This window comes from Mesorhizobium sp. CNPSo 4671 (assembly GCF_057784245.1).
Map to the genome: position 1 here is coordinate 243,342 of NZ_JBWLUW010000004.1, position 11,328 is coordinate 254,669.

The window sequence follows — 11,328 nt, forward strand, 5'->3', positions numbered from 1 at the left end:
CGGCCGCGGCGCTTGCGTAATGCGCGCCGAAAGGCTTCTGTTTGCGCCTTCAGAATCGGTGACCACGCAATGACCATCAGCACGATCAAGGCCAAGGGTATTTCGGTTTCGCTCGATCTCACCGTCGGCCACATCGCCGACATGGTCGTCGAAAGCGGCGGACGCCAGCTCAAGCCGCTGCACCGCGCGCCCTGGGTCGACGCCGGCGAGACACTGCCGAAGGACCTGCCGCAAGGCACGGTCCGGCTGTCCGGCGATTTCCTCTGCGCACCGTTTTCGCGCAGCGACGTGGAGGACGCGCCGCTGCATGGCTGGACCGCCAACAGCGCCTGGGATGTCATCGACAGCGCCGCCACGGATGGCGGCTGGCGCGCGGTCTTCCGGCTGCGGCACAAGGTCATGGGCGCCAGCGTCGACAAGATCTTCACGCTGCGTGACGGCCATCCTTTCCTCTACCAGGAACATGTGTTTTCCGGCGGGTCCGGCGCGATTTCCGTCGCCCACCACCCAATGACGGTGATGAAAGGCGGCGGCAGGCTGGCCTTTTCGCGCAAGCGCTTTGCCGCGACATTAGCCGATCCGCTGGAGCCCGATCCCGCGCGCGGTCGTTTCATGCTGGCCTATCCGGGGCGCTCGGCCGACCTCGCCCATTTTCCCGCCGCCGACGGCGGTACGGCCGACTTGACGCAATACCGCATGGAGGACCGGCGCGAGGATTTCATCACCCTGATCGAGGCCCACCATGGCGGACCGGGCTGGACGGCGCTGGCACGCCAGGCCGAGGACGATCTGGTGCTGGTGCTGAAGAACCCGGCGGAGCTGCCGATCACCATGCTGTGGCTGAGCAATGGCGGGCGCGACTATGCGCCGTGGAGCGGCCGGCATCTCGGCGTGCTCGGCATCGAGGACGGCCGCGCCGCGGTCGGCCATGCCGCCTCGATCGGCGACAACTGGCTGAAACGCGAAGGCGTGGCGACCGCCTTTGCGCTTGGCGAAGGTCGAAGCGTCTCGTTTCGTCACGTCATCGGCGCCCTGCCGCTTTCCGGTGGAAAACCGCCACAGGAGATCACCACGGCCGACGGCCGGATGCGGCTCGCGGCCGGCGGGTCCACCAGGGACGTGCCGTTCGACAGCGCGTTCCTGCGCATCGGTCAGCCTGTTGCCGCCTGAGCGGGGATTGCGCGAGCGCGGGTTTGAAATTTCCATCGACTGCCGCCAAGATAGGACGAAAATACAGTGCCTGTCCTTCAGGCAAGTGAGGCCCCCATGTCCGAGATTGCTCACCTCGCCGCCACCATCTTCAAGCGCGCCGGCAAGGCAAAGCGCTTCATCGTCGCCATTGCAGGACCGCCGGGAGCGGGAAAGTCGACATTGTCGGCCGGCCTGCATGACCTTTTGCCGGAAGGAGCGGTGGAAGTCGTGCCGATGGACGGCTTCCACTATGACGACATCGTGCTCAACGCGCGCGGCCTGCGCGCACGCAAGGGCGCGCCGGAAACCTTCGACTTTGCCGGCTTCGAAACCCTGATGAAACGCATCCGGGCCGGCGAGCCCGACATCGCGATTCCGGTCTTCGACCGCAACATGGAGCTGTCGCGCGCCGCCGCGGCGATCATCGGCACCGAGACCAAGTTCATCCTGGTCGAAGGCAATTACCTGCTGCTCGACGAAGAGCCATGGTCGCGGCTGGCGCCGCTGTTCGATTTCTCGATCTTCGTCGACGTGCCGCGCAATGAACTCGAGCGCCGCTTGATGGAGCGCTGGCACGGCCATGGCCGTTCGGACGAGGACGCGCGCGCCTGGATCGCCTCCAACGACATGCCCAACATCGAACGCGTGCTGGCCCGACGCCGGGCAGCCGACCTGATCATTGGTTAACACGCTTAATTTTCGGTATTTTTGGACGGGAACCTTAAGAGTTTCACGCCGTTATGCCTGACAACCCGTTTGTCCGGCGTAAGGGATTTTCCAATGGCAACCAAGGCAAAAAAACCCGCAAAGACGAGGCCTGCGAAGGCAACTCAGGCGAAGGCCGGTGCTGGCCCAGCGATTGCCGAACGTTCTAAAGACGCCAAGGGCGCTTTCGGCAAGGCCGCGCCCAGAAAGGTCGTCCCGGCCGCGAAGACCGCCAGCTCGCGCAAAACGGCGCCGGCTAAGCCCGGTGCGGTTCGGACGGCGGCGAATGTCGCCGCCGGCGCGGTGGTCGCCACCGCGCGTGGCGCCGTCTCGCTGGCCGCCTCGGTGATCGGCAGGGGCGGTTCGAAGGCGAAGGCGAAGTAGAAAAGGGCCTCCATCGTCCGCCCAGGCAAGGCAATAGCCCTAAGGGCTCGTTTCAGCCCCTTGCAGGAATGGTCAGGCCCTTCTGCACCGCCGGCCGCGCCAGGCCGCGCTCCAGCCATGCCGCGACATTGGCGAAATCATCGAAGCCGACGAGGTCGCGCGCTTCATAGAAGCCGATCAAATTGCGCACCCAGCCGAGCAGCGAGATGTCGGCGATGGTGTAGTCATTGCCCATGATCCATTTGCGGCCCTTCAGCCTGCCGTCGAGCACGCCCAGCAGCCGCCGCGATTCGTCGCGGTAGCGCTCCAGCGGGCGCTTGTCGGCGATCTCGCGGCCGGCGAATTTGTGGAAGAAGCCGAGCTGGCCGAACATCGGCCCGACGGAAGCCATCTGGAAGAAGACCCATTGGATGGTCTCGTAGCGCCGCGCCGCGTCCGCCGGCAGCAGCAGGCCGGTCTTTTCGGCGAGATAGAGCAGGATGGCGCCGGATTCGAACAGGCCGATCGGCTTGCCGCCCGGACCGTTGGGATCGATGATCGCCGGGATCTTGCCATTGGGATTGAGCGACAGGAATTCCGGCGTCCAGCTTTCGTCCTTGCCGATGTTGACTGCGTGCGGCTCGTAGGGCAGGCCGATCTCTTCCAGGGCGATCGAGACCTTCACCCCGTTGGGCGTTGGAAATGAATAAAGCTGGATCTGGTCCGGATGCTTGGCCGGCCAGCGTGTTGCGATCGGAAAGGCGGACAGATCGGCCATCGAAAACTCCTGAGCGGGGATTTTGGCGCCGAGAGGCGCGGTGTTGGCGGGTTGCCAAGAATTAGGCGCTCGGCCAGGCAGGATCAATATAGCGGCGCCAGTTTCGCCACGCACGAACAGTCAACCGAATCGTGGACGGACGTTAATTCCTCGGGCGACCGCCTGAGCAGGTATAACCGCCCGGGGCAGGTACTGACCGCCCGGATTCAAATGGCCTTGAATGCCAGCACCGCGTTGGTGCCGCCGAAAGCAAAACCGTTGCTGATCGCGGCGCGCACCTTGCGTTCGCGCGCGACATTGGGCGTCACGTCGAGATCGCAATCGGGATCGGGTTCGCGGTAATTCGCGGTCGGCGGCACGACGCCCTCGCGGATCGCCATGACGCAGGCGATCATCTCCAGCCCGCCCGACGCGCCCAGGCAATGGGCATGCATCGACTTGGTCGAAGAGATCGACAGCGAACGCGCGTGCTCGCCAAAGACGCGCTTGATCGCGTTGGTCTCGATCTGGTCGTTGGCCTTGGTGCCGGTGCCATGCGCGTTGAGATAATCGATGTCCTCGGGATTGAGCCCGGCATCGGCCAAGCAGAAGCGCATCGCCGCCTCCGGCCCCTCGATGGTCGGAGCGACGATGTCGGAGGCATCGGCTGAAAGGCCGGCGCCGGCGATTTCGGCGAGGATGGTGGCGCCACGCGCCATGGCGTGGTCGTAGCTTTCCAGGACCGCCATGCCGGCGCCTTCGCCGAGCACCAGGCCCTGGCGGTCGGCCGAGAACGGCCGGCAGGTGTCGGGCGACAGCACGCGCAATGCCTCCCAGCCCTTGAGCACGCCCCAGACCAGCGGCGCATCGGTGCCGCCGGCGACCATCACGTCGGCACGGCCGAGCCTGATCTGGTCGACCGCCGTGGCGATGGCGTGGTTGGCCGACGAGCAGGCCGACGTGACGCCAAAGACCGGTCCGCGCAGGCCAAGATGCATGCTGACCTGCCCGGCAGCAGCGCCTGGCATGACCCTGGGCACGGTGAAGATGCCGGCGCGATTCTTGCCCTCGACCAGGATGGCGCGATAGTTCTCCTCGACGGTCTCGAAGCCGCAGACGCCGACGCCGACAATGGTTCCCATGCGATAGGTGTTGTCGGCATGCGGGGCCAGGCCGGACTGCTGCATGGCCTCCTTCGCAGCGATCACCGCCAGCAGGCTGAAGCGGTCCATCGACACCAGTTGCTTGCGCTCGATGCCGTGATCGGGCAGCGCCTTGATCTCGCAGCCGGTCTTGACCTTCAGGTCATGCAGGAAGGGATTGTCGATCGGGCCGATGGCCGAACGGCCGGCCCGCATTTCGGCCCAGATGGCCGGCGCATCGACGCCAAGTCCGCACAGCCCGCCAATGCCGGTAATGACGACGCGTTTCAGCATTCGGTCAGGCTTTTTTCGCGATCAGCGCGCGAACGGCCTCGACCATGTCGCCAACATTCTTCAGATTGCTCCAGGCATCGACGGTGTTCATCTCGATCTCGATGCCATACTGCTCCTCGAGGTCGAAAATGATCTCCGTCAACTCCAGCGAATGGATGCCCAGCGACGTCAATTCGGTGCTGGTGGTGATTTCTTCACCGCCCGGCTCGGCATGGGCCTTGATCTTTTCGATGATATCCGTTGCCAGTTGGTCAGCCATTCGGTCTCTTCCCCACTTTGTCGTTTCCCGACGCCAACTGAACAGCGCCTTCTGTCCTCGATATCAGGCCGCGATCATCGCCTTCTACCCCCGCCAAGCATCGCCTGACCGTATCGAGGTGGCTCCCTCTATAGAAACGGAAACGCCATCAAGCAACAAGCTTCATATCGACAAAACCGCCGCAGTGCTTAACCTGACGGGGTGGATACGATCGAATATACGAAGTTTTCGGCCCCTTTGGCCCAGCGTGCCGCGGGTCTGGCGCAGCTGGGCTGCGCCAGCGCGGACGGCCGCACGCGGCTGCGGCGCCTCTATCAGGATGGCTCCGCCAAGATAAGGCTGCCGGCCGTTTCAGCCGATCCGCTGGAGGCGGTGCTGATCAACACCGCCGGTGGACTGACCGGCGGCGACCGCATCGCCTGGGATGTGGACGTCGGCCAAAATGCCTCCGTGTCGATAACGACCCAGGCTTGCGAAAAGGTCTATCGCGCCGCATCCGACCAAGCCGAGGTGCGGGTCAGGCTGACTGTCGGCGAGAACGGCCGCATCGCCTGGCTGCCGCAGGAAACCATCGTCTTCGACCGGGCGGCCTTTGCCCGCACATTGGATGTCGAACTTGCCGCCGGGGCCGAGGCGCTGGTGCTGGAGGCCACCGTCTTCGGCCGCTTGGCCATGGGCGAACGCGCCGCGCAAGGTGTTTTTCGTGACCGCTGGCGTGTTCGCCAGGATGGTTTCCTCATCCATGCCGAGGATTTCCGCATCGGACCCTATATCACTGGTGCCCTGGCACGTCCGGCGGCCGGCGGCGGCGCGATCGCGGTGGCAACGCTGCTGCTGGTGTCGTCACGGGCCGAAGCTCTGCTCGATCCGGTCCGGGAGATCGTTGGCGACCAGGGCGGTGCCAGCGCCTGGAGCGTGAGAGCATCTGGCAAGCTTCTTGCGAGGCTTTACGCCGAGGACGGCTACCAACTGCGCCAGCGGCTGGTTCCGCTCGTCGGATTGCTCAACGGAAAGGCGGGGCTGCCCAAATTATGGTCACTGTGATCCTGTCTGCCTCATCTTTGGAAATCGCATGAACCTGACGCCAAGGGAAAAAGACAAGCTGCTGATCGCCATGGCGGCGATCGTGGCACGCAAGCGGCTGGAGCGCGGCGTCAAGCTCAACCATCCGGAAGCGATCGCGCTAATCAGCGATTTCGTCGTCGAAGGCGCCCGCGACGGTCGCCCGGTCGCCGAACTGATGGAGGCAGGCGCCCATGTCGTCACCCGCGCGCAGGTGATGGAAGGCATCGCCGAGATGATCCATGACGTGCAGGTGGAAGCGACCTTCCCCGACGGCACCAAGCTGGTGACTGTGCACCAGCCCATCCGGTAAGGAGACAGAAATGCTCGAGCTGCGCCCAAACTGCGAGTGCTGCGACAAGGATCTGCCGCCGGAGGCGACGGATGCGCTGATCTGCACCTTCGAATGCACCTTCTGCGCCGATTGCGTGGAAAACGTGCTGGACGGCGGCTGCCCCAATTGCGGCGGCAATTTTTCGGCCCGGCCGATCCGCCCAGCCGCGATGCTGAAAAAATATCCGGCCTCGAGCAAGCGCGTCCTCAAGGCCGAGGGCTGCGGCCCGCGCAAGGCCGCGTGAACACCGTGACACCGGAAACGGAAGGCAAATAGAAATGATCCCTGCCAAACGACTGTCCCTCTCGGCCATCCTGTTTCTGGCCGCGGCCATGCCTGCCTACGCCCATGTCGGCGTCGGCACGACCTCGTCCTTCACAGCCGGCTTCATGCATCCCGTGTCCGGCCTTGATCATATGACCGTGATGGTCGCCGTTGGCCTGTGGGCGGCACTCAAGGGCGGCAGAGCGATCTGGGCCTGGCCGGCCGCCTTTGTCGGCGTCATGTTGGGCGGCGCGGCCCTCGGCATGGCGCATGTGCCGGTGCCCTTCGTCGAACCGGGCATACTGGCCTCCGTCGTTGCGCTCGGCTTGCTGGTAGCGCTGGCGATCGATCTGCCGTTCGCGGCCGGCGTCGCCATTATCGGCCTGTTCGCGCTGTTCCACGGTCACGCGCATGGCACCGAAGTGCCGGAAAATGCCGGCGGGCTCGAATACATGGCCGGCTTTGCCGTCGCCACCGTGCTGCTGCATGCCGTCGGCATCGCCGCAGGGCTGAGCCTTGGCATGAGGTTCCGGGGTCTGGCCCGCGCCGCCGGTGCTGCCTGCGCGGCGATCGGCGTCGGCCTCGCCTTCGGCGTCGTGTGACATCAGATGATCCCCGGCGAAATCATCCCCGTCCAAGGCGACATCGAGCTCAACAAGGGCCTGCCGACCGTCACCCTGAAAGTCGCCAACAGCGGCGACCGGCCGATCCAGGTCGGCAGCCATTACCATTTCTTCGAAACCAATGAGGGGCTGAAGTTCGACCGCGAACAGGCGCGCGGCATGCGTCTCGACATTGCGGCCGGCACCGCCATGCGCTTCGAGCCGGGCCAGGAACGCGACGTCACACTGGTGCCGCTCGGCGGCAAGCGCGAGGTCTACGGATTCCAGCAGAAGGTGATGGGCAAGCTGTGAGACCGGTGGCGTCTCATGTGCATCGCTCAAGGATGGTAACCGGCTTTGCGGCAAGCAGTGCTTTCGACTCAGTTCGACGGCTTGGCAGCCGCATAGATGACGATCTTTCCGGGATCGTCGAACTCGACGGCGAGGACGTCCTGCGCAGCCAGCCGCCGCGAATCGATGGCGTTGTAGAGCAGGGCGTTGGCCTCGATCTCCTTGCGCAGTTCCGCGACATCTTCCTTGTGCTGCCGGACCTTGTTCTCGATGGCCGGCGGCGGGCCGCCTTCGCTGCGTGCCGCGTCGGTCAGGAACACGATATCGACCTTGTCGAGCTTGGAGGTCTTGCGCACCGTGCTGATGTTTTCGCGCGTGCGGTCGATCGCCGAGCTGACTTTTCCGATTTCAGCTGTTGTTTTGGCCTGTTCCTCGTTGACTTGCGAGCCGACGATCCGGTCGACGGTCTCCGGGCTTTCAAGACCCTGCGCGTTCAGCGCGGCTTGAGGGACGCTTGCCGCCAGGAAAGTGGCCGCGGCAACGGCATGCAGCCATCGGGCATCAAGCAAGGTGGTGGAGGTCATCGTGCGCTTCCGAAGTTTGTTTCGCCGTTCAAGGAACGAAACGACTCCAGCCCTGCCATGGTTCCCCTCATGATACGGCCGGCGGACCGGATACCGGCCCGCCGCGCCGGGTCGTCAGCTGGCCTTCTTGGTGATCAAGGTCAGCGCGCCATTGGGCTCCATGCTGGCCGCGACCACCTGCGCCGAGGTCATTCCCTTGGCCTCGAGGGCGGACTTCACCTTGGGCGTGGCGTCGATGGAGCTGCGCAGTTTCTGCAGGCCAGCATCGCCACGCTGGGCGATCACCTGATTGACCTGCGTCTGGGTATCCTTCGGCAGTTCGGTGATGTCGACGATGTTGACGCTCTGGATCGCCGGCGCGGCCTGCTGACCGCCGGGGGCGGGCGTCGTCGCCTTGGGGGCAGGTGTGGCCGGAGCGGGCTGCTGCTGGGCACTGGCGGCACCGGCCAGCATCAGGCTGGCGGCGGCTGCAAGAATTATCGTTTTGCGCATGGATTTTCCTTCCATCGATTTGGCGAACGGTCGTTTTGGGGTGACCTCGTCACCTCAACCGCCAAATCGGATCAGAAGGTGTCGCCCAGCGGGTCATTCCGTGACCATTGGATGGCGGCAATGTGCAGCCTCGCTTCAACCAAACCGCATTTTCGGAGCATTCGCTGATGGCCAGAATCTCGCGTGCCGCCTACGCCCAGATGTATGGGCCGACCGTCGGCGACAAAGTCAGGCTGGCCGACACCGAACTGTTCATCGAGGTTGAAAAAGACCTCACCATCCACGGCGAAGAGGTAAAGTTCGGCGGCGGTAAGGTGATCCGCGACGGCATGGGCCAGAGCCAGGTGTCCCGCGCCCAGGGAGCGGTCGACACCGTCGTCACCAACGCTTTGGTGATCGATGCCAGCGCCGGCATCTTCAAGGCCGATATCGGCCTCAGGGATGGCCGCATCGCGGCCATCGGCAAAGCCGGCAATCCGGATACGCAGGATGGCGTCACCATCATCATCGGCCCGGGCACCGAAATCATCGCCGGCGAGGGCAAGATCCTGACCGCCGGCGGCTTCGACGCGCATATCCATTTCATCTGCCCGCAGCAGATCGAGGAAGCGCTGATGTCAGGCATCACCACCATGCTCGGCGGCGGCACCGGCCCGGCGCATGGCACGCTGGCCACCACCTGCACGCCGGGGCCATGGCACATGGCCCGCATGATCCAGTCCTTCGATGCCTTTCCGATGAATATCGGCCTATCGGGCAAGGGCAATGCTTCCTTGCCTGCCGCCTTGGAGGAAATGGTGCTGGGCGGCGCCTGCTCGCTGAAGCTGCATGAGGATTGGGGCACGACGCCGGCGGCCATCGACTGCTGCCTGTCGGTCGCCGACGAGTACGACGTGCAGGTGATGATCCACACCGATACGCTGAACGAATCCGGCTTCGTCGAAAACACGGTGGCGGCGATCAACGGCCGCACCATCCATGCCTTCCACACCGAAGGCGCCGGCGGCGGCCATGCGCCCGATATCATCAAGGTCTGCGGCCTGCCCAATGTCATCCCGTCCTCGACCAATCCGACGCGGCCCTACACCGTCAACACGCTGGCCGAGCATCTCGACATGCTGATGGTTTGCCACCATCTGTCGCCTTCGATCCCCGAAGACATCGCCTTTGCCGAAAGCCGCATCCGCAAGGAGACGATCGCGGCCGAGGATATCTTGCACGACATCGGCGCCTTCTCGATCATCTCGTCGGATAGCCAGGCGATGGGCCGTGTTGGTGAAGTGGCGATCCGGACCTGGCAGACCGCCGACAAGATGAAGCGCCAGCGCGGTTCGCTGCCGCAGGAGACCGGCGACAACGACAATTTCCGCGTCCGCCGCTACATCGCCAAATATACGATCAATCCGGCCATCGCGCATGGGCTGTCGAAAGACATCGGCTCGATCGCCGTCGGCAAACGCGCCGACCTGGTGCTGTGGAACCCGGCCTTCTTCGGCGTCAAGCCGGACATGGTGCTGATCGGCGGCATGATCGCCGCCGCCCCGATGGGCGACCCCAACGCCTCGATCCCGACGCCGCAGCCGATGCACTACCGGCCGATGTTCGGCGCCTATGGCAAGGCCAAGACCAACTCGTCCGTAACCTTCGTTTCCAAAGCCGCATTCGAGTCGGGCCTGCATGGCAGGCTTGGCGTCGACAAGCAGTTCGTCGCGGTCGAAAACACCCGCGGCGGCATCGGCAAGCATTCGATGGTGCTCAACGACGCCACGCCGCATGTCGAGGTCGACCCCGAAACCTACGAGGTGCGCGCCGACGGCGAATTGCTCACCTGCGAGCCGGCGACGGTGCTACCGATGGCGCAGCGGTATTTTCTGTTTTAGGGTTGGTGCGCCACGAAGTACCGGACGCATCATGGACGAGCAAAAGAAACTGGCCTTAATTTCAAGGATGGGCGCGCTGCAGAAATACAATGGCGGCGTTGCTCCGCTCGCGATGCCCCTTGTTACATTGGAAGAATATTTCGATGGAGCGGGAGGCGAAGCCGGACTGCTGTGCAATAGCCCGGAGGCGCCAGACAATGACACGGTTCTAGCCGCATTTCGATCGATACGTGAAAGGCCCGAAGTTCACGACGTCCGGATAGCAATCGTGCAGTGCGATAATGGAGAATGGCCGTTCTCCGACAAGGTCGTCATCACAACGCGCGCCAGCGAAGAACATGTGATTGGCTGGCTGCCATCAGGCTTTGAGCCGGACGAAACCTGGGAGGGAGATGTAGACCACCTACCCGCCGAGCAGATTGAGATTCCGGCCGGTTACCGAAAGCTATGGCTCTGGTATGATTGATGCCGCTTCTATCAAGCAGCTCGTAGAACAGACGAATGACCACCGAAATCGCCTCTCCTCACGACATTTTCCCGCATATCCGCATCGTCATGGGCATGGTGATCGGGCTTGGTGTTGCCCGCCTGCTGTCGGGGGTGGCGCGCATCGTCCAGCATCCGGGCCAATACCGGCTCTATCCCGTGCATCTGGCCTGGGTCGCCTCGGTGCTGTTGATGCTGGTGCACTTCTGGTGGTGGGAGTTCGGCCTCTACACCATCGAGACCTGGACCTTCGGCAAATACCTGTTCATCATCTTCTACGCGATCACGCTGTTCCTGCTCTGCGCGCTGCTGTTTCCCGACTCCATGCTGGACTACACCAGCTACGAGGATTTCTTCTATTCGCGCCGTGCCTGGTTCTTCGGCCTGCTGGCGGCGACCTATCTGCTCGACGTCATCGATACGCTGATGAAAGGGCCGGAGCATTTCGCCCGCTTCGGCAATGAATATCTGTTCCGCACGCCGGTCTTCGTGGCGCTGTGCATCGCCGCGATCGTGGTGAGCGACCGCCGCTTTCACATCGCCTTTGTCGCGGCGGCGCTGATCTACCAGATATCGTTCATCCTGCGGCTCTTCGACACGATCGTATGACTATAGCGGATGG

Annotated in this window: 16 protein-coding genes; 11 read left to right on the forward strand and 5 right to left on the reverse strand. The window is 63.8% G+C overall.

The genetic code is table 11. The annotated features are described in order from the left end of the window. The first annotated feature begins 69 nt into the window (after positions 1 to 69). The 3 genes from AC04SF_RS13260 (at position 70) to AC04SF_RS13270 (ending at position 2,280) form a co-directional block, all read left to right on the forward strand. Positions 70 to 1,170 (forward strand): hypothetical protein, encoded by a 1,101-nt coding sequence (locus tag AC04SF_RS13260; protein WP_488478162.1) that lies wholly within the window; start codon positions 70 to 72, stop codon positions 1,168 to 1,170. Between the two features lie 96 nt (positions 1,171 to 1,266). Further along, positions 1,267 to 1,878 carry a nucleoside triphosphate hydrolase gene (locus AC04SF_RS13265; RefSeq protein ID WP_488478163.1) on the forward strand — a complete coding sequence of 204 codons (612 nt, stop codon included), beginning with the start codon at positions 1,267 to 1,269 and terminating at the stop codon, positions 1,876 to 1,878. Positions 1,879 to 1,971: 93 nt separating this feature from the next. Then, positions 1,972 to 2,280, forward strand: coding sequence for a hypothetical protein (locus tag AC04SF_RS13270; RefSeq protein WP_202351924.1), 309 nt, complete (start codon positions 1,972 to 1,974; stop codon positions 2,278 to 2,280). Between the two features lie 52 nt (positions 2,281 to 2,332). Here the strand turns inward: AC04SF_RS13270 and AC04SF_RS13275 are convergent, their stop codons facing one another. The 3 genes from AC04SF_RS13275 to AC04SF_RS13285 form a co-directional block, all read right to left on the reverse strand. Continuing rightward, positions 2,333 to 3,037, reverse strand: a complete 705-nt coding sequence (locus AC04SF_RS13275; protein WP_488478164.1) for a glutathione S-transferase family protein — start codon at positions 3,035 to 3,037, stop codon at positions 2,333 to 2,335. A 206-nt stretch (positions 3,038 to 3,243) separates the two neighbouring features. Next, positions 3,244 to 4,452, reverse strand: a complete 1,209-nt coding sequence (locus AC04SF_RS13280; protein WP_202351926.1) for a beta-ketoacyl-[acyl-carrier-protein] synthase family protein — start codon at positions 4,450 to 4,452, stop codon at positions 3,244 to 3,246. 4 nt (positions 4,453 to 4,456) lie between these two features. Further along, positions 4,457 to 4,711, reverse strand: coding sequence for an acyl carrier protein (locus AC04SF_RS13285; protein ID WP_010912831.1), 255 nt, complete (start codon positions 4,709 to 4,711; stop codon positions 4,457 to 4,459). 201 nt (positions 4,712 to 4,912) lie between these two features. Here AC04SF_RS13285 and AC04SF_RS13290 point away from each other — a divergent pair, with 201 nt between their 5' ends. Genes AC04SF_RS13290 through AC04SF_RS13310 form a run of 5 tightly spaced genes read left to right on the forward strand, consistent with a single transcriptional unit; the run spans position 4,913 to position 7,285 of the window. Further along, positions 4,913 to 5,755, forward strand: coding sequence for an urease accessory protein UreD (locus AC04SF_RS13290; RefSeq protein WP_488478165.1), 843 nt, complete (start codon positions 4,913 to 4,915; stop codon positions 5,753 to 5,755). A 28-nt stretch (positions 5,756 to 5,783) separates the two neighbouring features. After that, complete coding sequence (locus AC04SF_RS13295; protein WP_488478166.1) at positions 5,784 to 6,086, forward strand: urease subunit gamma; 303 nt, start codon at positions 5,784 to 5,786, stop codon at positions 6,084 to 6,086. A 10-nt stretch (positions 6,087 to 6,096) separates the two neighbouring features. Then, on the forward strand, positions 6,097 to 6,351 hold the full coding sequence (locus AC04SF_RS13300; protein WP_488478167.1) for a DUF1272 domain-containing protein: 255 nt from the start codon (positions 6,097 to 6,099) through the stop codon (positions 6,349 to 6,351). Between the two features lie 34 nt (positions 6,352 to 6,385). Further along, the gene (locus AC04SF_RS13305) at positions 6,386 to 6,973 is read left to right on the forward strand and encodes a HupE/UreJ family protein (RefSeq protein ID WP_488478168.1); all 588 of its coding nucleotides are present in this window, start codon (positions 6,386 to 6,388) and stop codon (positions 6,971 to 6,973) included. A 6-nt stretch (positions 6,974 to 6,979) separates the two neighbouring features. Beyond that, positions 6,980 to 7,285: an urease subunit beta gene (locus tag AC04SF_RS13310; protein ID WP_115141435.1), complete on the forward strand. Its 306-nt coding sequence runs from the start codon at positions 6,980 to 6,982 to the stop codon at positions 7,283 to 7,285. 68 nt (positions 7,286 to 7,353) lie between these two features. Here AC04SF_RS13310 and AC04SF_RS13315 read toward each other — a convergent pair whose 3' ends face one another. Next, positions 7,354 to 7,848 carry a hypothetical protein gene (locus AC04SF_RS13315; protein WP_488478169.1) on the reverse strand — a complete coding sequence of 165 codons (495 nt, stop codon included), beginning with the start codon at positions 7,846 to 7,848 and terminating at the stop codon, positions 7,354 to 7,356. A gap of 114 nt (positions 7,849 to 7,962) precedes the next feature. Further along, positions 7,963 to 8,340: a hypothetical protein gene (locus AC04SF_RS13320; protein WP_488478170.1), complete on the reverse strand. Its 378-nt coding sequence runs from the start codon at positions 8,338 to 8,340 to the stop codon at positions 7,963 to 7,965. A gap of 167 nt (positions 8,341 to 8,507) precedes the next feature. Between AC04SF_RS13320 and ureC the strand changes: the two genes are divergently transcribed. The 3 genes from ureC to AC04SF_RS13335 are packed head-to-tail and all read left to right on the forward strand — an operon-like array spanning position 8,508 to position 11,315. Beyond that, a complete protein-coding gene (ureC, locus tag AC04SF_RS13325) occupies positions 8,508 to 10,220 on the forward strand; it encodes an urease subunit alpha (RefSeq protein ID WP_488478171.1) in 1,713 nt (570 codons plus the stop codon). Between the two features lie 31 nt (positions 10,221 to 10,251). Next, entirely contained in the window at positions 10,252 to 10,686 is a 435-nt protein-coding gene (locus AC04SF_RS13330; RefSeq protein ID WP_488478172.1) for a hypothetical protein, read from the forward strand. Between the two features lie 35 nt (positions 10,687 to 10,721). Further along, positions 10,722 to 11,315: a hypothetical protein gene (locus tag AC04SF_RS13335; RefSeq protein ID WP_488478173.1), complete on the forward strand. Its 594-nt coding sequence runs from the start codon at positions 10,722 to 10,724 to the stop codon at positions 11,313 to 11,315. Positions 11,316 to 11,328: the final 13 nt, after the last annotated feature.